The sequence below is a fragment of the Streptomyces sp. MMG1533 genome (genome assembly GCF_001279775.1).
GTDB lineage: Bacteria > Actinomycetota > Actinomycetes > Streptomycetales > Streptomycetaceae > Streptomyces.
This window is the reverse complement of the sequence record NZ_LGDG01000284.1, coordinates 94,303-120,815: the sequence shown is the minus strand read 5'-3', so window position 1 is coordinate 120,815 and position 26,513 is coordinate 94,303. Positions and strand designations below refer to the sequence as shown.

Genomic DNA, 26,513 nt, shown 5'->3' with positions numbered 1-26,513 from the left:
GTCTGGCGTCCCCGGCTGAGGCGCGGGCGGGCAGGGCGAACTGCCCGCGGAGAGTGAACCTGGTAAGCGGGGACTGTCTCCGTTTAATGTCGGACAAGATACGGAGAGGGTCCCCGGTTTTGCAAGGAGATTCTGGATGACGCAGGTCAGACCCATGCGCGCGGATGCCCGTCGCAACTACGAGCGGTTGCTGAAGGTGGCCGCCGAGGCCTTCGCCGAGCACGGGGAGGGCGCGTCGCTCGACGACATCGCCAAGCGGGCGGGGGTCGGATCCGGCACGCTCTACCGGCACTTCCCGACGCGGCAGGCGCTGCTGGAGGCGGCGTACGTGGACCGCATCGAGGCGATCGCGGCGCGCGCGGACGAGCTCGCCGGGCACCTGCCGCCGGGCGAGGCGCTGGTGGAGTGGCTGAACGAACTCAGCGCCGGGATGATCCAGGTCCGCGGACTGAAGGCGCTGCTCGGCTCGGCCGTCACGGACGGGAGCTCGGCCGCGGTCACGCTGTGCGCCGGCACGATGAAGTCGGCGGCGACGCGGCTGGTGGAGGCGGCACAGCGGGAAGGCACCCTGCGGCCGGACGTGGAGCCGATCGAGATGCTCCGCCTCGCGCACGGGGTGGCCACGGCGTCGGAGCTGGCGGACGGGGAGGGGAAGGCGATCCGGCGATATCTGTCGCTGCTGATCGAGGGGCTTCGGCCGGGGACATGAGGGCGGCGGGCGCCCCGACGAGGGGGCGCCCCGGAGCCGTACCGGCCGCTACAGCGACTGCGCCGCCGGCTTCACCATGTTCCGTACCGTGCGGGCCTTCACGAAGTCGCCCATCGCCGTCATCTCCCACTCGCCGGAGAACTGCTTGATCAGCTTGGCCATCATCACGCCGGTCTGCGGTTCGGCGCTGGTGAGGTCGAAGCGGACGAGCTCCTCGTCGGTCGCGGCGTCCAGGAGGCGGCAGTAGGCCTTGGCGACCTCGGTGAACTTCTGGCCGGAGAACGAGTTGACCGTGAAGACCAGGCCGGTGACCTCCTGCGGGAGGCGGCCGAGGTCGACGACGATCACCTCGTCGTCACCGCCGCCCTCGCCGGTGAGGTTGTCGCCGGAGTGCCTGATCGCGCCGCCCACGATGGACAGCTTGCCGAAGTAGCAGCTGTCGATGTGGTTGCGCTGCGGGCCGTACGCAATGACCGAGGCGTCCAGGTCGATGTCCTTGCCGCGGTACGCCGGCTCCCAGCCGAGGCCCATCTTGACCTGGGACAGCAGGGGCGCCCCGCCCTTGACCAGGGAGACGGTCTGGTTCTTCTGGAGGCTGACCCGGCCCTTGTCGAGGTTGATCTTCCCGGTGCCGGGTGCGGCGGCGGGCGGGGCCGGGGGAGCGGCCGGGGCCGGGGGCGCGGTCACGCGCGGGTCCAGCGGCGGGGCCGGAGGCGCCACCGGGGTCTGCATGGCCGGCGCCGGCGGGGCGACCGGCTGGGCCGGCGCTGCGGGCTCCTCGACCGAGACGCCGAAGTCGGTGGCGATACCGGCCAGGCCGTTGGCGTAGCCCTGGCCGACCGCGCGGGCCTTCCAGGCGCCGTTGCGCAGATAGACCTCGACGATGACCAGGGCGGTCTCGGTGCCGAGCTGCGGGGGCGTGAACGTGGCCAGGACGCTGTTGTCGTCCGCGTTGCGGATGGTGGCCGTCGGCTCGATGCCCTGGAAGGTCTGGCCGGCCGCGTCAGGGCTGGCGGTGACGACGATCTTCTCGATGCCCGGGGGGACGGCGCTGGTGTCGACGATGATCGCGTCGGGGGCCGTACCGCCGCCGGAGCGGTAGGTCACGCCGGGGCCCGTGGGCTGGTTGTAGAAGATGAAGTCGTCGTCGGAGCGCACCTTGCCGTCGGCGGTGAGCAGCAGGCCCGATACGTCGAGCCGCACCGGGGCGGCGACGTCCACCGTCACGCGGGCGGCGGACAGAGGGATGTTCGAGCCGGGGGTCATAGCTGTCATGCCCCCTTGAACGAGCGAGGGCGTTTTACCGTTCCCTTACCCGAGGCCAATCGGGTCGGTGTCCGTCACCCGGGGGGCCGAGCCCGACGAAAAGGCCCTCCCCCCCCGGGTGACGGTTCAGGCGCCTACTTGAGGTACACGATGCCGTCCGTGGTGACCGTCGGGCGTCCCGAGGTGCCGACGACCACGATCTTGACGGTGTGCTTGGCGCTACCGGACCAACTCTTGGTCCAGATCGCGTCGCGGTACTTCGTGGTCGACGACTTCAGGTCGACGGTCGTCACCTTCGTGCCGTCGACGTAGACGTACGCCTGGCCGGAGGTGGCCGCCCGGGACACCACCCAGGCGACCGAACGGCCGGTGAAGGTCCAGGTCAGCGAGGCGTTCTTCGATGAACTGGAGTACGACTTGCCGCCGAGGTAGTTGGTGGAGGACTTGCTCGTCCACGTGCCCGACCTGACGGCCGAGGTCTCCTGGACGATGAGCGGCGTGCCGGACACGGACGCGGTGGCGCTGTTGCCCGCCTGGTCGGAGGCGGTCATGGACCAGGCGGTCGCCGCGCCGGACTTGGCCGTGTGGTTCGCGGTGGTCACCGTCGGGCCGTAGGTCGCGGCGACCGGGGCGGTCAGCGAGACCTGCTTCAGAGCGGCGCTGTCGGCCGCCTTCCAGCTCAGCTTCAGCGGAACGGCCGTGGTGTTCACCGTGCCGGTGCGCAGGGCGAGGTTCGGCTTGGTGGTGAACGACGGGGCGGTCGTCTCCGCGACGACCGTGGCGGCCGTGGACGTGACGGTCTTGCCCGACTGGTGCGTGGCGCGCACCTGCACCTTGTGGGAACCCACCGCGAGCGTGGCCTTCGCCGAGGTGGCGCTGCCCGCGGCCGTGGCCGCGGTCTTGCCGTCGACGAGCAGTTCGTACTTCGAGATCAGCGACGACGGGGTGGTGGCCGCCCAGCCCACGGTGACGCCGGCCTTGGTGTAGTACGTCGTGCCCGAGACGCCGCCGCTGACGGACTTGATCGTCAGGCCGGTGACAGGGCCCGCGGCCCAGCCGCGGATGGTGGGCAGCTTGGCGTAGAGCGAGTCGCCGGGGCACTGGGTGTTGTAGCCGTCACGGTGACCGTGGACGGTCGGGAAGCTCAACTGCGCTCCCTGCGCCCAGGACTTGTAGAAGTAGTTGGTGCCTGCCGCGCCCGCCGTGAGGGTGGTGGTGCCGTTCGGGTCGACACCGTACTGGCCGAGCTTCCAGGCGGCGATCTTGGCGACCGAGACCAGGGCGGCCTGACTCGGCGTCACGTCCGTGTAGGTGCCGAGGACCGAGATGCCGGTGGTCTCGGTGTTGAAGCCGTAGGCGTGGGCGCCCATCACGGGCAGGTCGACGCCGCCCTTGCGGCCCTCGTAGACGGTGCCGCACTTGTCGACGAGGAAGTTGTAGCCGATGTCCTTCCAGCCCTCGTGCTTGACGTGGTACGTGTAGATGCCGCGTACGACGGCCGGGGCCTCGGCGCAGGTGTAGTCGTTGCTCTCGGCGGTGTGGTGGACCACCACCGCCTTGATCTTCCCGCCCGGCAGATAGCCGGGTTCCTCGGGGCTGATCGACTCGTCCGCGCCCCATCCGGCACGCGAGGTGATCGCGGGGCGGGGTGCGGTGGACGGCGGGGCCGTGGGCGCCGCGGCGCTCGGGCTCGCGGACGTCGGTGTCGTCGCGGGAGCCGTCGGGGTGGCGCTTGCCGGAGCCGACGTCGTGGGAGCCGAAGTCGTGGGAGCCGACGTCGTCGGGGCCGACGAATCGCCGGGCTCGGTGGTCGCGGTCTCGCTCGCCGTGGTGTCCGAAGGAGCGGGCTCGCTCGGGTCGGCCGTCGCCGTCGGGGCCTCGCTCGTGTCGGCCGCGAAGGCCGCCGGTTCCATCCCTTCCCCGCTGCTCTCGCCCGGGTCGATCATGTCCAGCCGCAGCCCGGCGGGAAGCCGGTCGGAGGTACGGCCGTCCGCGGTGACCCGCACCTCCACGCCGTCGGACGGCCCCACCCACGCCGGTTCGGTCCCGCCGCGCCGGGCCGTGCTCTCGCCCTGCCCGCTGTCGCCTTCCAGCCGCAGCCAGTCGGACCACTGTCCGCTCTCGGTGGCCCGGGTGCGCGCCTCGATCGTGCCCGTGACCCGGACCGACGGGTCGGCCCAGGTGATGCCGAGCATGCTGAACGGCTTGGTGTCCTGCTGCTTCAGAGCCGCGCGGGTGCCGCGTTCGGCCGTCGGCAGCGCGACCGTACGGGACTGAGTCGTGACCGGGCCCGGCTTGTCGTCGCCCTCCGCGCTGTCGGCGGACTCGCCGGGGGCGCCCTGGAGGACTAGTACTGCGGAGAGCCCGGCGACGGCCGCGGCGGCCGCACCCCAGACGTATCGAGGTCTACCCATGGTGGTTTTGTGCCGTCCTTCGTGAAGGCGTGAGGGGAACCAGGTCGGTGGGGCAGGCCGCGCTCAGAGAGAAGGGGCGGCCCGGGGGGAGACTCCCGAGACCCGTGGAAGGTTGTGCGGTTGATGTGAAGTCCGGAGAGCGGACTGTGGGCGCGGCCGCTGTCCAGCGGACACGCCGAGAGCGAGATGGATCACTGACGTGAAGCCGGATGGCAAAGCTCCCGTTGAGCGCAACTGTCCCTATTTACCACCCTTTTACTCAAGGTGCCTTCACGGGTGCATCACATATGTGGTGAATCTATGAACACAAAGACCGGAGGATCAAACGTGATTCACAAGCCTGCGTCGCCCGGACGCAGACATCTCCGGCCGCACGGGGGAACCTCTCGCTACTTGGAGGGAACTCTCTCGCCGGCCTGGCCGTGACGCTGCTCGACGGCGCGTATGCCGTGGCAGCCACCCGTGAACAGAGCATCGAAGCCCCCAAGAAGACGGCCGTCACAGAGGCCGCGGACCTCGCCTCCGCGCGGGTCGCCGCCCGACTGTCGGATGCAGATCACCCTCCAGTGGAAGGGCGGCCTGCCGAAGCCGCAACTCGACGGCACGCGGGCCGAGTACACCAACGCCGTTCCGGGCGCGGACGTGGTCGTCGAGGCCACCCGTACCGGCTTCGAGCAGTTCGTCGAGATCAAGCAGCAGCCTGCCGAGGGCGGCTACACCTACACGCTGCCGCTGAAGGCCAAGGGCCTGATAGCCAAGCAACTCGCCGACGGCAGCGTGCAGTTCACCGACAAGAACAACAAGAAGCAGGCCGTGATGCCTGCCCCGGTGATGTGGGACGCCACCGTCGACGAGCGGTCCGGTGAGCACACGCACCACGCCAAGGTCGGCCTGAAGGTCGTGCAGAAGGGCTCGTCCGTCGACCTGGTGGTCACCCCGGACGCCGGCTTCGTCACCGTCGACCCTTCCACGTCTTCGCTGTCGAACGTCTTCGATCCCAGTCCCCTCCTGGTCGTCCCCGCGGTGTTGTGGACCGTGGTCGCCGCAGCCGCGGTGATCGCCTCGGTCACGCTCTCCGGCCGGGCCAGGCGCCGGGAGCCGGAGTCCGCCGTCTGGAACCCGTTCGGCCCGGACCTCCCGTACGTCGCCCTCGCGGCGGTCGCCGGGTACGCGGTCGCCGCCGTCGTCCGCGGCGAATTCTCCCTGTCGGCCGCCGCGTTCGGCATCCTGTGGCCGGCGATGGCGGCAACGGCCCTCGCCTACGCGGCAGGACGGCGCGGCCGAACCCTGCCGCGCTGGGCCGGCCCGGCCTTCGCCGCGGTGGGCGCCGTCCTGTACGGGGCACTGGCGATATGACCTCCTGCGCCCGACGGCCGCGCCGTCGGGGGCAGGACCGGCTACGGCACCACCACGATCTTCCGTCCCACCCCTGCCGCGAACTGCTCCAGCGCCTCGGGATACCGCTCCAGCGGGATGCGGTCGCTGATGAACACGTCGGGGTCGAGCACCTCCTTCGCGAACAGTTCGGCCGCCCGCTCGAAGCTGTGCAGTACCCGCCATCGACCCGGTGATGGTGATCTCCTGGTTGTAGATGCGGTACGGGTCGATCCTCACGCGGGTCGCGTAGTCGGCGACGCCGAACTGCAGGAAGGTGCCGGCCTTCGCGACCCGGTCGAGGCCGTCCTGGATCGCCGCCGCATTGCCCGTCGCGTCGACCACGACGTCCCAGCCCTGCGGCCGTTCCAGCTCGTCCGCGTTCGCCGCCGACCCGGAGACTCCGAGCCGCTGTGCCGTCTCCAGCCGCGCCGGATTCAGGTCCACCACGTCCACGCTGGCCGCCCCGGTGCGCTTGGCGAGCTCCAGCATCATCAGGCCCATCGTTCCGGAGCCGTAGATCAGCACGTGGGCGCCGAGCCGTGACCGGAGCACGTCGTAACCGCGCACCGCGCAGGACAACGGCTCCACCAGCGCCGCGTCCTGTGTGCGGACGTGTTCGGGCAGCTTCACGCAGTTCGCCACCGGTGCCACCGCGTACTGCGCCGCGCCGCCCGCCGTGGTGACACCTATCGCGGCCCACCGTTCACAGAGGTTGTTGTGGCCCGTACGGCAGTACCGGCACTCGTAGCAGTACAGCGAGGGGTCCACCGCGACCCGGTCGCCCACCGACACCTCCGTGACCCGGGTGCCGACCCCGACCACCGCGCCCGCGAACTCGTGCCCGGGAACGATCGGCAGCTCGGGCGCGAACTCGCCCTGGAGGATGTGCAGATCGGTCCCGCACAGCCCGCAGGCCGCGACCTCGACGACGACCTGGCGCGGCCCGGGAGTCGGGTCCGGGACCTCGGTGACGACGGCGCGGCCCACGGACTCGATGACGGCGGCCTTCATTTGACGGCTCCCAACGACAGGCCCTGGACCAGCTTGTCCTGGGCGGCGAACCCCGCGGCCAGCACCGGCAGGGAGATCACGAGCGACGCGGCGCACACCTTCGCCAGGAACAGGCCCTGGCTGGTGATGAAGCCGGTCAGGAACACGGGGGCGGTCTCGGCGACCACGCCGGTGAGCACTCGGGCGAACAGCAGCTCGTTCCAGCTGAAGATGAAGCAGATCAGGGCCGTCGCCGCGATGCCGGGGAGTGCGATCGGGGCCACCACGCGCGCCAGGATCGTCGGCAGCCGCGCCCCGTCCACCCGGGCCGCCTCGATGATCGCCACCGGGACCTCGGCCAGGAAGGACTGCATCATCCAGACCGCGATCGGCAGGTTCATGGAGGTGTAGAGGATGACCAGGAGCCAGATGTTGTCGAGCATCCCCGTGTTCTTGGCGAACAGGTAGATCGGCAGCAGGCCCGCCACCACCGGCAGCATCTTCGTCGACAGGAAGAAGAACAGGACGTCCGTCCACTTCTTCACCGGGCGGATCGACAGCGCGTACGCCGCCGGGAGTGCCAGCAGCAGGACGAACAGCGTCGATGCCACCGACGCCACCACCGAGTTGATCAGCGCCGGCCAGGGGCTCGCGCCGCCGCCCGTGCCGAAGAACTCGCGGTAGCCGTCCAGGGTCAGGGCGGCGGTGAAGGACGGCGGGTTGGTGGCCGCGTCCGCCTCCGAGTGGAAGGAGGTCAGGGCCATCCACGCGATGGGCAGGAAGAACACGATCCCGGCCAGCCAGGCCACCAGGCCGAGTCCCGCACCCTTGCGACGGCCACGAAGTACGGCGATGTTGCTCATGCCCGACCCACCTCCTCTCGGAACAGGGACGACACCACGCGCAGCGCGAAGGTCGCGATGATGATCGAGCCGATGACCACCAGGACGCCCGCGGCCGAGGCGAGGCCGTTCTCGTGGGCCTGGTAGAAGCTCTGGTAGACGGTGTAGGGGAGGTTCGCCGTGCCCAGACCGCCCGAGGTGATGGTGAACACCGCGTCGAAGTTCTGGACGATGTAGATCGAGCCCAGCAGGGCGCCGAGTTCGAGGTAGCGGCGCAGGTGCGGGAGGGTGAGGTAGCGGAAGATCTGCCAGTCGCTCGCGCCGTCCACCCGTGCCGCTTCCATCTGCTGCTGGTCGCGGCTCTGCAGGCCCGCCAGCAGGATGAGCATCATGAACGGCGTCCACTGCCACACCAGGGAGGCCTCGACCGCGAGCAGCGGGGTGTTGGAGATCCAGTCGGGCTGTGGGCCGCCCACATAGTGCAACAGCCCATTGAGCAGGCCGTATTCGGGGTTGTAGAGCACATGTTTCCAGAGCAGTGCCGCTGCCACCGGTACCACCAGGAAGGGGGCGATCAGCAGCGTGCGGACCACGCCCCGGCCCCGGAACTTCCGGTCCAGGAGCAGTGCCAGGGCCAGGCCCAGCACCAGGCTGCCCAGCACCACCGTCACCGTCAGCAGGACCGTCGTCCACACCGACTGCCGCAGGTCGGCGTCGCTCAGCACCTGCTGGTAGTTGTCGAAGCCGGTGAACCGGCGGGCCTTGGGATAGAGGGAGTTCCAGTCGAAGAAGGAGATCACCACCGTGGCCACGAACGGGAGCTGGGTCACGGCGATCATGAAGATGAGGGCCGGGAGCAGCGGTCCCCGGGTGGCCCAGGCGCGCAGGCGGTCGGAGGGCGGCCGCGCGGTGTGTGCGGGAGTGGTGGCTGCCGGAGCCGTGGTCGTCGCGGTCATCGTCCCTCGTACTCCTCGGAGATCCGCTCGGCGAGCTGCTGGGACTTGTTCAGGGCCGCGTCGACGGACTGGCGTCCGGCGATGGCCGCGCTGATCTCCTGGGAGACCTTGGTGCCGAGGTCGGTGAACTCGGGGATGCCGACGAACTGGATGCCGGGCGCGGGGCGCGGCTGCACGCCGGGGTCGCCCGGCCGGGCGCCCTCGATGGCCTCCTTGGTCATCTCCTGGAAGGCGGCGGCCTCCTTGACGTAGGCGGGGTTCGTGTACGTCGACGCGCGCTTGCCGGCGGGCACGTTGGACCAGCCGATCTCGTCGCCGACCAGCTGCTCGTACTGCTTGCCGGACGCCCAGGAGACGAACTTCCAGGCCTTGTCGGGGTTGCGGGACGCGTCCTGGATGCCCCAGGCCCAGGTGTAGAGCCAGCCGGAGGAATGCGTCTTCTCGACCGGGGCGGGGGCGTAGCCGAGCTTGCCCTTGACGGGGGAGTTCGACGCCTCCAGGGAACCGGCTGCGGAGGTGGCGTCGTACCACATGGCGACCTTGCCCTGGGTCATGTTGTTGAGGCACTCGGCGAAGCCGGACTGGGCGGCGCCGGACTCTCCGTGCTCGCGCACCAGGTCGACATAGAACTTCACCGCCTTTTCGAACGCGGGGGAGTTCAGCCGTGCCTTCCAGCCCTTGTCGAACCAGGTGCCGCCGAAGGTGTTCACGACGGTCGTCAGGGGCGCCATCACCTCGCCCCAGCCCGGCAGGCCGCGCAGACAGATGCCGTTCATGCCCGGCTCGGCCCCGTCCACCTTCGCGGCCAGGTCCGCGACCTGGGTCCAGGTGGGGTGCGCGGGCATCGTCAGGCCCTCCTTCTCGAACACGTCCTTGCGGTACATCAGGAAGGACGACTCGCCGTAGAAGGGCTGGCCGTAGAGCTTGCCGTCGTCGCCGGTCAGGGACTGGCGCATCGGCTTGAGGACGTCCTGCTCGTCGTACGCCGGGTCCTTGGCGACGTAGGAGTTCATCTCGCGCAGCCAGCCGTTGCGGGCGTAGATCGGGATCTCGTAGTTGGAGAGCGTCGCCACGTCGTACTGGCCCGCCTGGTTGGCGAAGTCCTGGCTGATCTTGTCGCGGACGTCGTTCTCGGGGAGGACCGTGAAGTTGACCTTGATGCCGGTCTCTTCGGTGAAGCGGGGGGCGAGCTTTTGCAGCTCTGTCATCTGGGGGTTGTTGACCATCAGGACATTGATGGAGTTGCCGCCGGAACCGGACCCGCCTGCTCCGACCCAACAGCCGGAGAGCAGCGGGGCGAGCAGCGTCCCTGCGGCGGCCATGGCGAGCGTGGCTCGCGGTGGCCGCCGTCGGCTCTGGGTTCGCATGGATCGCTCCTGGACGTATGGGTGGATAAGGGGCGCCGCCGGGTGCGGAAGTGCCCTGCAAGGGGAGTAAGCCGGTTTTTCAGACGCGGATGACCTGTGGGCCCAGCAGTGAGTAGCGGTGGGCCTCGGCCGTCGGAAGGAGGGTGCTCGTCACGATCGCCTCCAGTGTGCCGATCTCGGCGAACCGGCAGAAACTGACCGCGCCGAACTTGGTGTGCACGCCCGCGAACACCGTACGGCGCGCGGCTCGGATCGCCTGCGCCTTGACCTCGCTGACCGCGGGGTCGGGCGTGGTCAGGCCGTGTTCGCGAGAGATGCCGTTGGCGCCGATGTAAGCGAGGTCGACGACGAAGCCGGCCAGCATCTTCGTCGTCCAGTGGTCGACGGTGGCGAGGGTGCCGGAGCGGACCCGACCGCCCAGCAGCAGCACGGAGATCCCGTCGGCCTCGGCCTCGGCCAGCGCACCCGCGACCGGCAGGGACGCGGTGACCACGGTCAGCGGCCGGTCTCTGGGCAGTGCCTCGGCGATGAGCTGCGGGGTGAAGCCCTCGTCGACGAAGACCGTCTCGGCGTCCCCCAGCAGCTCGGCCGCGGAGGCCGCGATCCGGCGCTTCTCGGGAACGTGGCTGGTGGCGCGGAACGCGAGCGTCGTCTCGAACCCGGCGCTCTCCACGGGATAGGCGCCGCCGTGGGTGCGGCGGACCAGGCCGTGGTCCTCCAGGGCGCGCAGATCCCGCCGTACGGTCTCCTTGGCCACGCCCAGCTCGGCGGCGAGCGCGGTGACATCGACCGAGCCGGTGGCACGCGCGGCCCGCACGATCTCCCGCTGGCGCTCCTCTGCCGTCCTGATGCTCATGGCCGACACCCTGCCTCCGTACCGCCGCCTTGCCCGTTCGGGCCCTGTGCGGCCCATGGGGGAAGTTCTACAGCGGCTGTGCGGCACTGACCAGGTCTGTTGCGGGCCCGATACTGCCCGGGTGTGCCCGTTTGCGGCGACGCAGGCCCGCCGTGGACCTGCGTGCCTGCGCGGCGGCGCGTGGGATCGGGCAGCGCGGGTGCCCGAACAGGGCGGCGGGCGGGCCCGTTCGGTGCCCGCCCGCCGCCCTGCTGTTGCCGAGTGCCAGTCGTGTGCTGCTTACAAGTACTAGTACGGCCAGATCGGCGGGTCGCTCACGAAGTGACCTCCGAGGCAGGCGTGCGCCACGTTCTCCGGGTCCAGCTCGCCCTGCTCGGCGATCAGCTTCTCGGCATACGGCTCGGAGTCGTCCTGCGGGTCGTAGCCGAGCGCCCGCGCGGTGGTCAGGTCCCACCACAGCCGGGTGTTGGCGGAGGAGCCGTAGACGACGGTGTGCCCCACGCCCTCGGCGGTCAGCGCCGCGTGGAAGAGACGGGCGCCGTCGGCGGGGCTCATCCACACCGAGAGCATGCGCACGCTGGTCGGCTCGGGGAAGCAGGAGCCGATGCGGACGGAGACCGTCTCGATGCCGTGCTTGTCCCAGTAGAACTGCGCGAGGTCCTCGCCGAAGGACTTGGACAGGCCGTAGAAGGTGTCCGGGCGGTGCGGGGTGTCGATCGGGATCAAGGGGTCGTCGCCCTGGGGGCGCGGGGTGAAGCCGACCGCGTGGTTGGAGGAGGCGAAGACGATCCGCTCGATGCCCTCCTCGCGGGCGGCCTCGTACAGGTTGTACGTGCCCACGATGTTCGCGCCGAGGATCTTCTCGAAGGGGGCTTCCAGGGAGATGCCCGCGAGATGGATGATCGCGTCGACGCCCCGCACGGCCTCGCGCACCGCGTCCTTGTCGGCGAGGTCCGCGACGATCGCGTTCGGCTCGCCGTGGATGGGGCGCAGGTCGAGCAGGCGCAGTTCGTAGCCGAAGGCCGGGAGCAGGTTCTGCATCAGGGAGCCGAGTCCGCCGGCTGCGCCGGTGAGCAGAACGGTGCGGGGAGCGGGCATCCTCGGGTCTCCTTGGGGTCCGCCGCCTGTGGCAGGTGGGTGCATGTGTGGACGGCATTCACATTCGTGGACACGCTAAGGATCGTCGACGTATCCCGTCAAGTATGGCGCGGACCTGGGAAATTCGCTTCTGTGACGCGGGTTTGTGTGCTTGACCGGCCCTGGAGGGGCTCTTTAGGGTGGAGGCGTTCATAAATATGGATGCAAATCATAAGCGTGAGCGCTGTTCTAGGGAGAGCCCGTGACGTCAGCCCCCCTCGCCGCTCGACTCGGCATCCCCGGCGGGCCTCTGTTCTTCCCCGTCACCGCCTATGGCCCCGACGGCTCCGTCGACCTCGACGTCTACCGCGCGCATGTGCGCCGCGGGGTGGAGGCCGGAGCCGCCGCCGTCTTCGCGTGCTGCGGCACCGGGGAGTTCCACGCGCTGGTGCCCGAGGAGTTCGAGGCGTGTGTGCGGGCCGCCGTGGAGGAGACCGCGGGCCGGGTGCCGGTCGTCGCGGGCGTCGGCTACGGCACCGCGCTCGCCGTGCGGTACGCGCGGCTCGCCGAGGCGGCCGGGGCGGACGGGCTGCTCGCCATGCCGCCGTACCTCGTGATTGCCGGGCAGGAGGGGCTGCTGCGGCACTACCGGGAGGTGGCCGCGGCGACCCCGCTGCCGGTGATCGTCTATCAGCGCGACAACGCCGTGTTCACCCCGGAGACCGTCGTCGAACTGGCCCGTACCGACGGGATCATCGGCTTCAAGGACGGGCTCGGCGACCTGGACCTGATGCAGCGGATCGTGAGCGCCGTCCGCACCGAGGTCCACGGCGACTTCCTCTACTTCAACGGACTGCCGACCGCCGAGCAGACCCAGCTCGCCTACCGCGGCCTCGGTGTCACCCTCTACTCCTCCGCCGTCTTCTGCTTCGCGCCCGAGATCGCCCTCGCCTTCTACGAGGCCCACAGAACCGGCGACGACACCACCGCCCACCGGCTCCTCGACGGCTTCTACCGGCCCTTCGTCGAACTGCGCGCCCAGGGCCGCGGCTACGCCGTCGCCCTCGTCAAGGCCGGCGTACGGCTGCGCGGACTCGACGTGGGGGAGGTGCGGCCCCCGCTGCACGAGCCGAGCGAGGATCATGTCAAGCAGCTCGCTCAGGTGATCGAGCGCGGGTATGCGCTGCTGGACGAGGGCAAGTGAACGCGGAGAGCGAGCACCCGAAGGCCGAGGACAAGCACGTGAAGGCGCAGGACAAGCATGTGAAGGCGCAGGACAGGCACGTGAAGGCGGAGGACAAGTGAAGACGTCTACGTTCGTCTACCCCTGGGACGTCAACGGGGACCCGGACGCCGCGGGCCGCATCGCCGCGCTCGGCGTGCAACAGGCGACCCTTGCCGCCGCCTACCACTCCACCCGCGCCCTGACCCCCCGCCACCCGCGCCACCGCATCGTCACCGCGGAGCACGCGGCCGTGCTGTACCCCACGGACGACCGCTGGCAGGGGCGGGAACTGCGCCCGTACGCCGCCGGCGACTGGGCCCCCGGGGACGCCTTCGGCGAGGCGGCCACCGCGCTTGCGGACGCCGGCCTGGAGGTGCACACCTGGGTCGTCCTCGCGCACAACTCCCGCCTGGGCGCCGACCACCCGGACACCTCGGTCGTCAACGCCTACGGCGACCGCTACCCGTGGGCCCCCTGCATCGCGCAGCCCGCCACGCGCGCGTACCTCGTCGACCTGGCCGCCGAGGCGGCCGTACGGCCGGGGGCCCGCGGCACCGAGCTGGAGTCCCTCGGCTGGTACGGCCTCCAGCACCTGCACGCCCACGACAAGACCGGCGGGGTCGGTCTCGGGGACGCCGGACAGTACCTGATGGCACTCTGCTTCTGCCCGGCCTGCCGGGACGGATACGGCCGACAGGGCCTGGACGCCGACGCGTTGGCGTCCGCCGTGCGGGACGCGCTGGAACCGGTGTGGCAGGGGGCGCCCGACGAGGGAGGCTGGGCGGGAGTCGAGAAGCTCCTCGGGGAGGAGACGGCCGCCGCCACGCGCGCGTGGCGCGACGACACCGCCCGCACGCTCCAGGAGACGGCCGTCGCCGCGGTCCGCGCCGCCGCTCCCGAGGGCTTCCAGGTGCTGCTGCACGCGGACCCCGTGACCTACCACGTCGGGGCCAACCCGGGAGTGGATCCCGGGCACATCCTGTCCGTCGCGGACGGCGTGGTCGTGCCCTGCGCGGGCGGCCCCGGTCTGCTGACGCCCTTCGCACAGCAGCGGCGGGAGGACGCCGTCGTCGCCGCCAACTTCGGTGTGGTCTCGGGCATGGGCGGCAGCCCGGGCACGGTCGGGGCGGACGCCGCGCGGGCCCGGGAGCTCGGTGCAACGGAACTTCGGCTGTATCACGCGGGGCTGGCGTCGGACGACGACCTGGCGGCCGTACGCAAGGGGCTCGGCGAGCTCTGACCTCGACCGCCGTCGTCCTGAGCCCGTTGAAGCCGCCGAGCGGCGCCGGGCCGACTGCGGCGGCCGGCGCCGACTTGGCCGCGTCATGGGCGACGGGGGCTGCGCCGTACACCGAACAGGACGCAGAAGAGGAGCCACGGACGGCCCGGGGAGTCGCCGGCGAACAGCGTGAGGAGCAGGGCGGCCGGCAACAGCTCGATCGTGATCAGCAGGGGCTTGCGGCGGGTGCGGTCGGCGAGCGTGCCGAGCAGGGGACCGGCCGGGTGGGGGCTCATATGGCGAGCCGGCAACGCGGTCGTTCCCTTCGCCCATGGCTCCTCCCCTCCTCCCCGGGTTGCGCGATCTGCGACCCGGTGATCGCCTTGTGCTGTCCGGGCTGTCCGGGCTGTCCGGGCTGTCCGGGCTGTCCGGGCTGTCCGGGCTGTCCGGGTTGGGGCGGACGCCGGCCGAGCTCGTCCGCGCGGCACGGGTCGAGGCCGGCGTGCGATGAGTTTTCGGGGTGCGGGCGGTCCACCCCATGAGAAGAGTCCGCACCCCGGAGGAGCAGCACATGACCCCGACAACCCTCGACCTCGGACCGCAGACACGGATCGTCGCCCGCCTCGCGGAGGGCGTGTTCGACGCGCAGCTCGGGGACGCGACACCGTGCCCGGAGATGGCCGTGCGCAACCTGCTGGGACACCTGGCCGGCCTGGCCGTCGCCTTCCGTGACGCCGGCCGCAAGGACCTGGGCGTCACGACCGACACCAGCCCGGAGGCCGCCGTGCCCGACATCGCCCCCGGCTGGCGCGAGGAGCTGCCCAAGGTCCTCGACGAACTGGCCGAGGCCTGGCGTGACCCGGCCGCCTGGACCGGCATGACCCGCGCGGGCGGCGTGGACCTGCCGGGCGCGGTCGCCGCCGCGGTCGCGGTGGACGAGCTGGTCATCCATGGCTGGGACCTGGCCCGCGCGACCGGGCAGCCGTACGCCCCGGACCCCGCCGCGCTGCAGGCGTCGTACGACTTCCTCCTCATGGCCGCCGAGGACCCGGACCGCGGAGGCGGCATCTTCGGCCCCGTCGTCCCGGTGCCCGTGGAGGCCTCGCTGCTCGACCGGGCGGTGGGGTTGAGCGGGCGGGATCCGGGGTGGACGCCGAAGCCGTGATCGATCGGCGTGCGGCCCGGGGCGAACTACGCTCCCCGCATGCCCCTCACCCTCACCGTCCTCGGCACCGCCTCCCCGCACCCGCTGCCGGACCGGCCCTGCTCCGGCCATCTGGTGCGCGGTGGCGGTGCCGAGGTGTGGGTGGACGCCGGGCCGGGGACCTTCGCTCAGTTGCAGCGGCACACCGATCCGGCACGGCTCGGCGCGATCTGGATCTCGCATCTGCACGCCGACCACAACGCCGATCTGCTCTCCGCCGTGTACGGCCTGGCCTACGGCGGGCTCACCCCGGCCGCCCCCATCCCCGTCTACGCCCCGGCCGGCTGCGCGCAGCGCCTCGCCGGGTTCTTCGGGCGGCCGGACGCGGGGTTCCTGAGCGGCATCTTCGACTTCCGGACCCTGTACGACGGCCATAGCGCCAGGCACGGCGAACTGCTCCTCACCGCGCACAAAACCAAGCACGATGTCGAGGCCTACGGCCTGCGTGCCGAAACCGGCCAACGCACCCTCGCCTACTCCGGCGACACCGGTCCCTGTGCCGCGCTGACCGAACTCGCCCTCGACGCCGACCTGTTCCTCTGCGAGGCCGACATCGACGCGCATCGCGAAGGCGAACAGGTTCATCTGACCCCTGAGGACGCCGGCGAGGTGGCCCGCGCGGCCGGCGTACGCCGGCTGCTCGTCACGCATGTGGGGCCCACGCTCACCCCGGCGGAGGCGACCGCCCGTGCCGCCTCCGTCTTCGGCGGGCCGACCGCCTTCGCCCGCGTCGGGGAGACCCGGACCGTCTGACCGGCGGTCTTTGCCGCAACGTCAACTTCCTTTGTCAGAAGCATTGACGAAACACATGCCCCCTCCTACCTTCAACCCGTCGTACTTCGTACGTCATATATGAGACGCGATACGTGAGATCCGATACGCGAGATCCGAGAGGCGCGCATGACCTCTGTGCCCACCCCGATCCCCTCCCGCACGCAGTACGTGCTGGAAGGGATCAAACACCGCATCCTCACCGGGCAGTTGACGCCCGGGCAGGCTCTGGTCGAGACCGAGATCGCCGCACAGTTCGGGGTGTCCAAGACCCCGGTGCGCGAGGCGCTCAAGACCCTGGCCGGCACCGGCCTGGTCGTGATGAGCCAGTACAAGGGCGTCACGGTGCGCATGGTGGACGCGGACATGGCGCGCGAGGTCTACGACGTCCGGCTGCTCCTGGAGCCCGAGGCGTTGAGGCGTGCCGTGCAGCGGGGGGCGTCCCTGGACGCCGCCCGGTCCGCGCTGACCAGGGCCGACGAGGCCACCGACACCGCCGAACGCTCCCTGGCCAACCGTGAGTTCCACCGCGCCCTCTACCTGCCGTGCGGCAACCCGCTGCTCGGCCGGATGCTCGACGAGGTCCGCGACCAGGCGGCCCTTGTCTCCGCCGTCGCCTGGGCGGCCTCGCCGTCCTGGGAGCGGGAGGCCGGCGAGCACCGGGAGATCCTGCGGCTCGCCCTCGCCGGTGACGCCGACGGAGCGGCACGCGCCCTTCACGCACACATCGGGTCGTTCGTGCAACGGGCCTTTCCGCAAGAGGAGTCCGGGGCCCAGGGAGAGGACGGTCAGGCATGACAGCGACGTTCGAGACCCAGCGGACGGCCCTGGCCGACGTGGTGGCGATCCCGGTGACACCGTTCGCCGAGGACGGCACGATCGACCAGGACACCCACCGGGCCCTGCTGCGTCGTCTCCTCGACGGAGGGGTCAGGACCCTCACCCCCAACGGCAACACCGGGGAGTTCTACGCCCTCACCCCCCAGGAGCGGCAGCTCGTCACCGAGTGGACCATCGACGAGACCGGCGACCGCGGCGTGATCCTCGTCGGGGTCGGGCACGACGTGCCGACCGCCATCGCCTCCGCACGGCACGCCCGTGAGCTCGGCGCCCAGATGGTGATGGTCCACCAGCCGGTCCACCCGTACGTCTCGCAGAGCGGCTGGGTCGACTACCACCGCGCGATCGCCGAGGCCGTGCCCGAGCTCGGCGTCGTCCCGTACATCCGCAACGCCCAGCTGCACGGCGTACGCCTCGCCCAACTCGCCGACGACTGCCCGAACGTGATCGGCGTGAAGTACGCCGTCCCGGACGCGGCCAGGTTCGCGGCGTTCGCCCGCGACGCAGGCCTGGACCGCTTCGTCTGGGTGGCCGGTCTCGCCGAGCCGTACGCCCCCTCGTACTTCTCCGCGGGCGCCACCGGCTTCACCTCGGGGCTCGTGAACGTCGCCCCGTCCGTTTCGCTGAACATGATCGAAGCGCTTCGATCCGGCGACTTCCCGGCCGCCATGAAGGTCTGGGAGCAGATCCGCCGCTTCGAGGAACTCCGAGCGGCCAACGGCTCCGCCAACAACGTCACCGTCGTCAAGGAGGCCCTCGCCTCCCTCGGCCTGTGCCGTCGCGAGGTGCGACCGCCCAGCAGGCACCTGCCCGAGGACGAACGGGCGGAAGTCGCCGCCATAGCCGCCGGGTGGTCCATGTGAACGGGCCGACCGGAAAGCGCCCCGAGGACCTCAGAAGCCACCAGTGGTACGGCAGCGGCGTCTCGTCGGGGCTGCGTTCCTTCAGCCACCGCGCCCGCACCCGCCAGCTCGGCTACCTGCCCGAGGAGCACCTCGGCAAGCCGGTCATCGCGATCCTCAACACCTGGTCCGACATCAACCCCTGCCATGTGCACCTGAGGGACCGTGCGCAGGCCGTGAAGCGGGGGGTGTGGCAGGCCGGGGGTTTCCCGCTCGAATTCCCGGTCTCCACCCTCTCCGAGACCTTCCAGAAGCCGACCCCGATGCTCTACCGCAACATGCTCGCGATGGAGACCGAGGAGCTGCTGCGGTCGTATCCGGTCGACGGCGCCGTGCTGATGGGCGGCTGCGACAAGTCGACGCCCGCCCTGCTCATGGGGGCCGCGACCGTCGACCTGCCCGCCGTCTTCGTGCCCGCCGGGCCCATGCTGCCGGGGCACTGGCGCAACGAGGTCCTCGGTTCCGGCACCGACATGTGGAAGTACTGGGACGACAAGCGGGCCGGCCTCATCGGCGACTGCGAGATGACCGAACTGGAGTCCGGCCTCGCCCGCTCGCCCGGCCACTGCATGACGATGGGTACGGCGTCCACCCTGACCGCCGCCGCCGAGGCCCTCGGCGTCACGGTGCCGGGCGCCTCCAGCATCCCGGCCGTCGACTCCGGGCACGACCGGATGGCCGCCGCCGCGGGCCTCAGGATCGTCGAACTGGTCCACAAAGACCGGAAGCTGAGCCAGATCCTCACCCGTGACGCCTTCGAGGACGCGGTCACCACCGTCCTCGGCCTCGGCGGCTCCACCAACGCCGTGATCCACCTGATCGCCATGGCGGGCCGGGCGGGCGTCAAGCTCACCCTCGACGACTTCGACCGCATCGCCCGCACGGTCCCGGTGCTCGCCAACGTACGGCCCGGCGGACAGACGTACCTCATGGAGGACTTCCACTTCGCCGGAGGTCTGCCCGGGTTCCTCTCCCGGATCCCGGACCTGCTCCACCTGGAGCGGCCGACCGTCTCGTACGACACCATGCGCGAGCAGATCACCGGCGCGCAGGTGCACAACGACGACGTCATCCGACCCCGGGACAACCCGGTCGCCGACGAGGGCGGGGTCGCCGTCCTGCGCGGCAACCTCTGCCCGGACGGTGCGGTCATCAAGCACATCTCCGCCGAGCCGCACCTGCTCAAGCACACCGGTCCGGCGGTCGTCTTCGACGACTACCGGACCATGCAGCGGACCATCAACGACCCGTCGCTGAACATCACCGCCGACAGCGTGCTGGTGCTGCGCAACGCCGGGCCCAAGGGCGGTCCGGGCATGCCCGAGTACGGCATGCTGCCCATCCCCGACCACCTGCTCAGGCAGGGCGTGCGGGACATGGTCCGGATCTCCGACGCCCGGATGAGCGGCACGAGTTACGGCGCGTGCGTGCTGCACGTGGCGCCCGAGTCGTACATCGGCGGACCGCTGGCCCTCGTACGGACCGGCGACAGCATCACCCTCGACGTCGAGGCCCGTGCCCTTCAACTCAACGTGGACGACGAGGAGTTGGAGCGCAGGCGGGCCGAGTGGACGCCGCCGCCGGTGCGTTACGAGCGCGGCTACGGCGCGCTCTACAACGAACAGATCACCCAGGCCGACACGGGCTGCGACTTCGAGTTCCTGGCCCGCCCGGGCAAGGTGCAGGACCCGTACGCGGGCTGAACCGCCGTACCGCCATTCAAGGCCAAGAACGAACCGCGCCACGAGAGAAAGCGCTTCACCCGAACGAGAAACACCCGCACCAGAACGCACGTCGTACCCAGAAACGGAGAACAGTCATGGCCCAAGCCGCAGCCGTGGCGAAACCGCCCGCGCCACCCCGGCGACGCCGTGCCTCCGCCACGCCGCGCAGGCTCCCGTACCTGCTGATCGCGCCGGCGGCCCTGCTCATGCTGGGCTTCATCGCCTACCCGGTCATCAGCGTCTTCTACTACAGCCTGCAGAACTACAACCCCACCAAACCGTGGCGCAACGGCTACGCGGGCTTCGACAACTTCGTCCACGCCTTCACCGACGACCCCGTCTTCTGGGACACGCTGACCTTCAGCGCCAAGTGGGTCTTCGTCGAGGTCGGGCTCCAGCTGATGTTCGGTCTGGCGCTGGCCCTCATCGTCAACCAGACCTTCGTGGGCCGCTCGCTCGGACGCGCCCTGGTCTTCTCCCCGTGGGCCGTCTCCGGCGTGCTCACCTCCGCGATCTGGGTGCTGCTCTACAACTCCCAGACCGGCATCACCCGTTACCTCGCGGACATGGGCATGGGCTCCTACGGCACCAGCTGGCTGTCGGACACCTCCACCGTGTTCCCGGCGGCGGTCGTCGCCGACCTGTGGCGCGGTGTCCCCTTCTTCGCGATCCTCATCCTCGCCGACCTGCAGTCCGTCTCGAAGGACCTGTACGAGGCGGCCGAGGTCGACGGGGCCAGCCGGATCAAGCAGTTCTGGCACATCACGCTGCCGCACCTGAAGGACGCCATCATCCTGTCCACGCTGCTGCGCGCGGTGTGGGAGTTCAACAACGTCGACCTCCTCTACACCCTCACGGGCGGCGGACCCGCCGGCGAGACGACGACACTCCCGCTCTACATCGCCAACACCAGCGTCGACGCGCACAACTTCGGCTACGCCTCCGCCCTGACCACGGTGGCGTTCGTGATCCTGCTCTTCTGCTCGATGGTCTATCTGCGCCTGAGCAAGTTCGGAGGTGGGGACAAGTGAGCACCAAGGAGGCCACCGCGGTGGCACCGGCCCCCCGGCGCACGGTTCCCGAACCGCAGCGCCCGGTCAAGAAGCGCCCCGCCTGGGACGAGGCACCCCGCTGGCAGATCTATCTGCCGCTGTCGATCTACCTCGTCTTCACGCTGATCCCCTTCTACTGGATCCTGCTCTTCGCGCTGCGCCCGGCCGGCTCGACCTCGCTCGTGCCCTGGCCGATCACCTTCGACCACTTCGAGAAGGTGTGGACCGAGCGCAGCTTCGCCACCTACTTCCAGAACAGCCTGCTCGTCGGTCTCGCCACCCTGGTGATGACGACCCTCGTCGCGCTGGCCGGCGGTTACGCGCTCGCCCGGTTCAACTTCAAGATCAAGCAGGCCTTCATGCTGGCCCTGCTGTGCTCCCAGTTCGTGCCGGGCGCGCTGCTCCTGGTCCCGCTGTTCGAGATCTTCGCCGAACTGAAGATGATCAACTCGCTGGGCAGCGTCATCATCGCGGAGACCGTCTTCCAGCTGCCGCTGTCGATGATCCTGATCAGCAACTTCATCAAGAACGTGCCGTACTCGCTGGAGGAGGCGGCCTGGGTCGACGGCTGCAACCGGTTCACCGCGTTCCGGATCGTCGTCCTGCCGCTGCTGCGGCCCGGTCTGATCGCCGTCGGCTCCTTCGCCTTCGTGCACTCCTGGAACCACTTCCTGTTCGCCCTGATGTTCCTGAACAACCAGAGCAAGCAGACCATCCCGGTCGGCCTCAACACCCTGATGAGCGCGGACAGCGTCGACCTCGGCGCGCTCGCCGCGGGCGGCATCATCGCGGCCGTACCCGTCGTGATCGTGTTCGCCTTCATCCAGAAGTGGCTGATCACGGGCTTCAGCGCAGGGGCGGTGAAGGGATGAGGAAGCGTCACCTCGTAGTGGCCCTGGGCCTGTTGGGGATGCTCTGCATCCCCGCCCACGCCGAGGCCCGCGACATCAGCCGCGACACCCTCCCCGCGAACGACGGCTGGGCGGCCGCCGACGGCGGCACCACCGGCGGCGCGGCGGCCGACGACGCCCATGTGTACACGGTCACCGACCGCGCCGGACTCGTCCGCGCCCTCGACGGCGGCAGCGCCACCCCGAAGATCATCAAGATCGCCGGGACGATCGACGCCAACACCGACGACACCGGCGACCACCTGGACTGCGCCGACTACGCCACCGACGGCTACGGCACGAAGAAGTACCTGGCCGCCTACGACCCCCGCACCTGGGGAGCGGCCAAGCCGAGCGGCCCGCAGGAGGAGGCCCGCCAGGCGTCGGCGGCGAAGCAGGCCGAGCGGATCGTCCTGCCGGTCGGCTCCAACACCACGATCGTCGGGCTCGAAGGCGCCGTGCTGAAGGGCGCCAGTCTCCAGGTGAAGAACGCCGACAACGTCATCGTCCGCAACCTCGAACTGCGCGACGCGTACGACTGCTTCCCCGTCTGGCAGCCCAACACCGGCGGCCTCGGCGACTGGAAGACGGCGTACGACAACCTGTGGCTGACCGGAGCCACCCACGTCTGGGTCGACCACGTCACGGCCTCCGACAAGGGTCACCCGGACGAGAAGGAACCCACCTACTTCGCCCGCAACTACCTGCGGCACGACGGCCTGCTGGACATCACCAACGGCTCCGACCTGGTCACCGTCTCCTGGAGCCGGTTCGCCGACCACGACAAGGCGATGCTCATCGGCAACGGCGACACGGCCACCGGCGACCGCGGCAAGCTCCGGGTGACCCTTCACCACAACGAGTTCGAGTCGGTCGTCCAGCGCGCCCCGCGCGTCCGCTTCGGGCAGGTGCACCTCTACAACAACCGGTACGTGGTCGACGAGGGGGACTACCGCTACTCCGTCGGTGTCTCCACCGAGTCCGGGATCCACGCCGAGAACAACGCCTTCACCACCCCCGGCCACGTGGAGGTCGCCGACCTGGTCAAGAGCTGGAACGGCACCGCCCTGCACCAGACGGGCACCCTCTTCAACGGCTATCCGGTGGATCTGCTCGCCATCTACAACGCCTACAACTCGGGCAGCGAGCGTGACCTCACGGCCGACGTCGGCTGGACACCTACCCTGCACACAAAGATCGACAGCGCCGAGGTGGCCGACCGAGAGGTGGCACGCGGCGCGGGCGCAGGGAGGATCCCATGACCGTAGACATCGTCCTGGCGGGCGCGCGGGGCCACGGCCGCTGGCACCTGGACAACATCCGCAGGCTCCAGGACAAGGGGATCGTCCGGATCGCCGGCATCTGCGAGCTGACTCCGCTGACCGCGGACGAGCTTCCCGAGGGCCTCGGCACGCCCGAGCAGTCCGCGGACTTCGGCGGCCTCCTCGACTCGACCGGCGCCCGGATCGCGGTGATCTGCACACCGATCCCGACCCACACGGACCTGGCCCTGACGGCCGCGCGAAGGGGCGTGCACCTCCTGCTGGAGAAGCCGCCCGCCCCTTCGTACGCCGAGTTCCGCCGCATGGCGGACGGGGTCGCCGAAGCCGGGGTCCGCTGCCAGATCGGCTTCCAGTCGCTGGGCTCGCACGCCGTGCCCGCGATCCGCGAGCTGATCGCCGAGGGCGCGATCGGCGACGTGGCCGGCGTCGGCGGGGCCGGCGCCTGGGCGCGCCCCGAGGCGTACTACCGGCGGGCACCCTGGGCGGGCAAGCGGCGGCTGAACGGCGTCGACGTGATCGACGGGGCGCTGACCAACCCGCTCGCGCACGCCGTCGCCACCGCCCTCGCGCTGGCCGACGCGTCGCACGCGGAGGACGTCGCCGGGATCGAGACCGAGCTGCTGCGTGCCAACGACATCGAGTCCGACGACACCTCCTGCGTCCGCGTCACCACCACGCGGGGCCTCCCGGTCACCGTCGCCGCGACCCTGTGCGCCGAGGACCCCGACGAGCCGTACGTCGTCGTGCACGGCGGCAGCGGCCGGATCACCTTCTGGTACAAGCAGGACCGCGTGCTGCTCCAGCGGGCCGACCACGGCCCCGAGGAGTACGAGTACGGCCGCACCGACCTGCTGGAGAACCTCGTCGACCATCTCACCGACGGCGCCGACCTGCTGGTCACCCCGGACACGACCGGCGCCTTCATGAAGGTCGTCGAGGCGATCCGCCGGGCCCCCGACCCGGCCCCGCTGCCGGAGAGCGCCTGGCACCTGCTCCCGGACGAGCAGCGCAGGGTCGTCCCCGGCATCGACGGACTCGTCGCGGCCGCCGCCGACAACCTCGCCCTCTACTCAGAGCTGGGCGCCTCGTGGGCGCCACGAAAAGAGGTGAGCACCTGATGACGACCAACGACTCGCCGGTGCTGCGCGTCGCGGGCCGACCGGTCGGCCGCTACGTCACCCGGCCCGAGCTGCCGCCCCGGCTCTCCCCGCGCCCGTACCTGCACCCCGTCACCACCCTGGCCGGCACGGCTGTCACGGAGCTCAGCCCCGCCGACCACATCCACCACCTCGGCGTCGGTGTCGCCGTTCCCGACGTCGAGGGGCACAACTTCTGGGGCGGCCGCACCTACGTCCGCGACCGGGGCCCGACCGAGCTCGACAACCACGGCGCCCAGCGCCACACCACGTTCCAGCTGCGCGATCCCGACGGTTTCGTCGAGGAGCTGCGCTGGGTGGCCGCGGGCGGTGAGCTGCTGCGCGAGCGCCGTACCGTCGCCGCCACCGAACTCACCGACGCCGCCTGGGCGTTGGACTTCACCTTCTCCCTCACCAACGTCACCCCGGACTCGCTGTCCATCGGCAGCCCGGCGACGAACGGGCGCCCCGGGGCGGCCTACGGCGGCTTCTTCTGGCGGGCCCGCAAGGAGCCCGACGCCCCGCGGGTCTTCACCGCCGGCACCGAGGGCGAGGCCGAGATCCACGGCACCCGCGCCGACTGGCTCGCCCTGGCCGGTTCCACCTGGACCCTGGTCTTCGCCGGGGTCACCGAACAGACCCGCCGGGACCCGTGGTTCGTCCGCACCGCCGAGTACCCGGGCGTCGGCTCGTCCCTGGCCCACGACGAGCGGCTGCCGATCGCGCCGGGCGACACCGTCGTACGCCGGATCGTCACCGTCGTCGCCGACGGCCGCCTCGACCGGGACGGTGCCGCGGCCCTCATACGCAAGGCGGTGAGCCTGTGACCGCCGAGACCCATACGGATCCCGCTCCGACCGCCGAGACGTACACGGATCGCGCTCCGACCGCCGAGACGTACACGAACCCCGTTCTCAACGCCGACTGGTCCGACCCGGACGTCGTCCGCGTCGGCGACGACTTCTACCTCACCGCGTCCAGCTTCGGCCGGGCCCCCGGCCTGCCGCTGCTGCACTCCCGTGACCTGGTCAACTGGACGCTGGTCGGCCACGCCCTCGAACGCCTCGAACCGGCAGGCGAGTTCAGGTCTCCGCGGCACGACTGCGGGGTCTGGGCGCCCTCGTTGCGCCACCACGACGACCGCTTCTGGATCTTCTGGGGCGACCCCGACCAGGGCATCTTCCAGATCAACGCCCCGGAGATACGCGGTCCTTGGACCCGTCCGCAGTTGTTGAAGGAGGGCAAGGGGCTCATCGACGCCTGCCCCCTGTGGGACGAGGAGACCGGCGAGGCCTACCTGGTGCACGGCTGGGCCAAGTCCCGCTCGGGCATCAAGAACCGCCTCACCGGCCACCGCATGCACCCTGACGGCACGTCACTTCTCGACGAGGGCAAGGTGATCGTCGACGGGGACCGCATCCCCGGCTGGTTCACCCTCGAAGGCCCCAAGCTCTACAGGCACGACGGCTGGTTCTGGATCTTCGCCCCCGCCGGGAGCGTGGAGACCGGCTGGCAGGGCGCCTTCCGCTCGCGCGGCTTCTTCGGGCCGTACGAGGAGAAGATCGTCCTGGAGCAGAAGGACACCGACGTCAACGGCCCCCACCAGGGCGGCTGGGTACGCACCCCGTCCGGCGAGGACTGGTTCCTGCACTTCCAGCAGCGCGGCGCCTACGGCCGGGTCGTCCACCTCCAGCCGATGCGCTGGGGCACGGACGGCTGGCCGGTGCTCGGCGACGACGGCGCCCCCGTGGCCGTACACAGGAAGCCCGACCTGCCACCGCAGCAGGCCGCCGCGCCCGCCACCGACGACGACTTCCCCGGGGGACGCTTCGGCCGTCAGTGGCAGTGGACGGCCAACCCGCAGGACGGCTGGGCCACCCAGCACTCGGGGGACGGCCTCAGGCTGGCCTGCGTCCGCTCGGCCGACGCGCACGACCTGCGCAGACTGCCGAACGTCCTCACCCAGCGGCTGCCGGGCGTCCCGTCCGCCGTCGAGGTCGAACTGGCCCTGCACGGCGAGGAACCGGGAGCTCGGGCCGGGCTCGCGGTCCTCGGGGACGCCTTCAGCTGGATCGGCCTGCAGCGGGGGACCGACGGGACGGTCCACCTGGTCCACCGGTTCGCCGAGGCCGTCGCGGAGAAGGAACGCGACGCCGACCACCCGCGGCTCGCGCCCGAGGGGCGGGCCAGGCTGCGGATCGAGATCGGCGCGGGAGCACGCTGCCGCTTCTTCTACGACGTCGGGGACGGCCTGCGTCCTTCCGGCCAGGTCTTCGCCGCCACCCCCTGGCGCTGGGTCGGCGCTCTGCTCGGCCTGTTCGCCCTCGCGCCCGTCGGCCCGGGGCATGCGGGCGCGGCGAGTTTCACACAGTTCAGGATCAGCCCGCTGTAACGCACCCCTGCTGTAACGCAC

At 70.6% G+C, this 26,513-nt stretch carries 23 protein-coding genes and 2 pseudogenes; 16 read left to right on the top strand and 9 right to left on the bottom strand.

All coding sequences use genetic code 11. The annotated features are described in order from the left end of the window. Positions 1-136 precede the first annotated feature (136 nt). Entirely contained in the window at positions 137-709 is a 573-nt protein-coding gene (locus ADK57_RS44830; protein WP_053755540.1) for a TetR/AcrR family transcriptional regulator, read from the top strand. Between the two features lie 48 nt (positions 710-757). Here ADK57_RS44830 and ADK57_RS44825 read toward each other — a convergent pair whose 3' ends face one another. After that, positions 758-1,975, bottom strand: coding sequence for a TerD family protein (locus ADK57_RS44825; protein WP_107091801.1), 1,218 nt, complete (start codon positions 1,973-1,975; stop codon positions 758-760). Between the two features lie 134 nt (positions 1,976-2,109). Continuing rightward, positions 2,110-4,389, bottom strand: coding sequence for a peptidoglycan recognition protein (locus tag ADK57_RS44820; protein WP_053755538.1), 2,280 nt, complete (start codon positions 4,387-4,389; stop codon positions 2,110-2,112). 552 nt (positions 4,390-4,941) lie between these two features. Between ADK57_RS44820 and ADK57_RS48580 the strand changes: the two are divergent. Beyond that, positions 4,942-5,385, top strand: a pseudogene (locus ADK57_RS48580) (hypothetical protein); the annotation flags it as partial. Between the two features lie 401 nt (positions 5,386-5,786). Here ADK57_RS48580 and ADK57_RS44810 read toward each other — a convergent pair. The 6 genes and pseudogenes from ADK57_RS44810 to ADK57_RS44785 form a co-directional block, all read right to left on the bottom strand. Next, a pseudogene (locus ADK57_RS44810) lies at positions 5,787-6,777 on the bottom strand (zinc-dependent alcohol dehydrogenase family protein). Further along, positions 6,774-7,619 (bottom strand): carbohydrate ABC transporter permease, encoded by an 846-nt coding sequence (locus tag ADK57_RS44805; protein ID WP_053755536.1) that lies wholly within the window; start codon positions 7,617-7,619, stop codon positions 6,774-6,776. Before ADK57_RS44805 ends, ADK57_RS44810 begins: the two are co-directional and overlap by 4 nt. Continuing rightward, positions 7,616-8,554: a carbohydrate ABC transporter permease gene (locus ADK57_RS44800; protein ID WP_053755535.1), complete on the bottom strand. Its 939-nt coding sequence runs from the start codon at positions 8,552-8,554 to the stop codon at positions 7,616-7,618. Before ADK57_RS44800 ends, ADK57_RS44805 begins: the two co-directional genes overlap by 4 nt. Next, a complete protein-coding gene (locus ADK57_RS44795) occupies positions 8,551-9,921 on the bottom strand; it encodes an ABC transporter substrate-binding protein (protein ID WP_053755534.1) in 1,371 nt (456 codons plus the stop codon). Before ADK57_RS44795 ends, ADK57_RS44800 begins: the two co-directional genes overlap by 4 nt. 79 nt (positions 9,922-10,000) lie before the next feature. After that, the gene (locus tag ADK57_RS44790) at positions 10,001-10,777 is read right to left on the bottom strand and encodes a DeoR/GlpR family DNA-binding transcription regulator (RefSeq protein WP_053755533.1); all 777 of its coding nucleotides are present in this window, start codon (positions 10,775-10,777) and stop codon (positions 10,001-10,003) included. A gap of 288 nt (positions 10,778-11,065) precedes the next feature. Beyond that, positions 11,066-11,875, bottom strand: coding sequence for an NAD-dependent epimerase/dehydratase family protein (locus tag ADK57_RS44785; protein WP_053755532.1), 810 nt, complete (start codon positions 11,873-11,875; stop codon positions 11,066-11,068). A 241-nt stretch (positions 11,876-12,116) separates the two neighbouring features. On the opposite strand from ADK57_RS44785, the gene ADK57_RS44780 reads away from it, so the two are divergent. Both ADK57_RS44780 and ADK57_RS44775 read left to right on the top strand, forming a co-directional pair. Then, entirely contained in the window at positions 12,117-13,058 is a 942-nt protein-coding gene (locus tag ADK57_RS44780; RefSeq protein ID WP_053755531.1) for a 5-dehydro-4-deoxyglucarate dehydratase, read from the top strand. A gap of 97 nt (positions 13,059-13,155) precedes the next feature. Further along, on the top strand, positions 13,156-14,319 hold the full coding sequence (locus ADK57_RS44775; protein ID WP_053755530.1) for a hypothetical protein: 1,164 nt from the start codon (positions 13,156-13,158) through the stop codon (positions 14,317-14,319). 83 nt (positions 14,320-14,402) lie between these two features. Here the strand turns inward: ADK57_RS44775 and ADK57_RS44770 are convergent, their stop codons facing one another. Further along, on the bottom strand, positions 14,403-14,594 hold the full coding sequence (locus ADK57_RS44770; RefSeq protein WP_053755529.1) for a hypothetical protein: 192 nt from the start codon (positions 14,592-14,594) through the stop codon (positions 14,403-14,405). Between the two features lie 35 nt (positions 14,595-14,629). On the opposite strand from ADK57_RS44770, the gene ADK57_RS50315 reads away from it, so the two are divergent. From ADK57_RS50315 to ADK57_RS44715, 12 genes are all read left to right on the top strand, one after another. Further along, positions 14,630-14,809, top strand: coding sequence for a hypothetical protein (locus ADK57_RS50315; protein ID WP_159050244.1), 180 nt, complete (start codon positions 14,630-14,632; stop codon positions 14,807-14,809). A 60-nt stretch (positions 14,810-14,869) separates the two neighbouring features. Further along, positions 14,870-15,463 carry a TIGR03086 family metal-binding protein gene (locus ADK57_RS44765; protein ID WP_053755528.1) on the top strand — a complete coding sequence of 198 codons (594 nt, stop codon included), beginning with the start codon at positions 14,870-14,872 and terminating at the stop codon, positions 15,461-15,463. Positions 15,464-15,502: 39 nt separating this feature from the next. Beyond that, on the top strand, positions 15,503-16,255 hold the full coding sequence (locus tag ADK57_RS44760; protein WP_053755527.1) for an MBL fold metallo-hydrolase: 753 nt from the start codon (positions 15,503-15,505) through the stop codon (positions 16,253-16,255). A 147-nt stretch (positions 16,256-16,402) separates the two neighbouring features. Beyond that, positions 16,403-17,071 (top strand): GntR family transcriptional regulator, encoded by a 669-nt coding sequence (locus tag ADK57_RS44755; protein ID WP_107091800.1) that lies wholly within the window; start codon positions 16,403-16,405, stop codon positions 17,069-17,071. Beyond that, complete coding sequence (locus ADK57_RS44750) at positions 17,068-17,976, top strand: dihydrodipicolinate synthase family protein (RefSeq protein WP_053755525.1); 909 nt, start codon at positions 17,068-17,070, stop codon at positions 17,974-17,976. Before ADK57_RS44755 ends, ADK57_RS44750 begins: the two co-directional genes overlap by 4 nt. After that, positions 17,973-19,718: an L-arabinonate dehydratase gene (araD, locus tag ADK57_RS44745; RefSeq protein ID WP_053755524.1), complete on the top strand. Its 1,746-nt coding sequence runs from the start codon at positions 17,973-17,975 to the stop codon at positions 19,716-19,718. The genes ADK57_RS44750 and araD overlap by 4 nt, the downstream gene beginning before the upstream one ends. A 116-nt stretch (positions 19,719-19,834) precedes the next feature. Further along, positions 19,835-20,770 (top strand): carbohydrate ABC transporter permease, encoded by a 936-nt coding sequence (locus tag ADK57_RS44740; RefSeq protein WP_053755523.1) that lies wholly within the window; start codon positions 19,835-19,837, stop codon positions 20,768-20,770. Then, complete coding sequence (locus ADK57_RS44735; protein WP_053755522.1) at positions 20,767-21,663, top strand: carbohydrate ABC transporter permease; 897 nt, start codon at positions 20,767-20,769, stop codon at positions 21,661-21,663. The genes ADK57_RS44740 and ADK57_RS44735 overlap by 4 nt, the downstream gene beginning before the upstream one ends. Further along, on the top strand, positions 21,660-22,943 hold the full coding sequence (locus ADK57_RS44730; protein ID WP_053755521.1) for a pectate lyase family protein: 1,284 nt from the start codon (positions 21,660-21,662) through the stop codon (positions 22,941-22,943). Before ADK57_RS44735 ends, ADK57_RS44730 begins: the two co-directional genes overlap by 4 nt. Next, positions 22,940-24,082, top strand: a complete 1,143-nt coding sequence (locus ADK57_RS44725; RefSeq protein WP_053755520.1) for a Gfo/Idh/MocA family protein — start codon at positions 22,940-22,942, stop codon at positions 24,080-24,082. The genes ADK57_RS44730 and ADK57_RS44725 overlap by 4 nt, the downstream gene beginning before the upstream one ends. Then, positions 24,082-24,927, top strand: coding sequence for a PmoA family protein (locus ADK57_RS44720; RefSeq protein WP_053755519.1), 846 nt, complete (start codon positions 24,082-24,084; stop codon positions 24,925-24,927). The genes ADK57_RS44725 and ADK57_RS44720 overlap by 1 nt, the downstream gene beginning before the upstream one ends. Then, on the top strand, positions 24,924-26,492 hold the full coding sequence (locus ADK57_RS44715) for a glycoside hydrolase 43 family protein (protein ID WP_053755518.1): 1,569 nt from the start codon (positions 24,924-24,926) through the stop codon (positions 26,490-26,492). Before ADK57_RS44720 ends, ADK57_RS44715 begins: the two co-directional genes overlap by 4 nt. Positions 26,493-26,513: the final 21 nt, after the last annotated feature.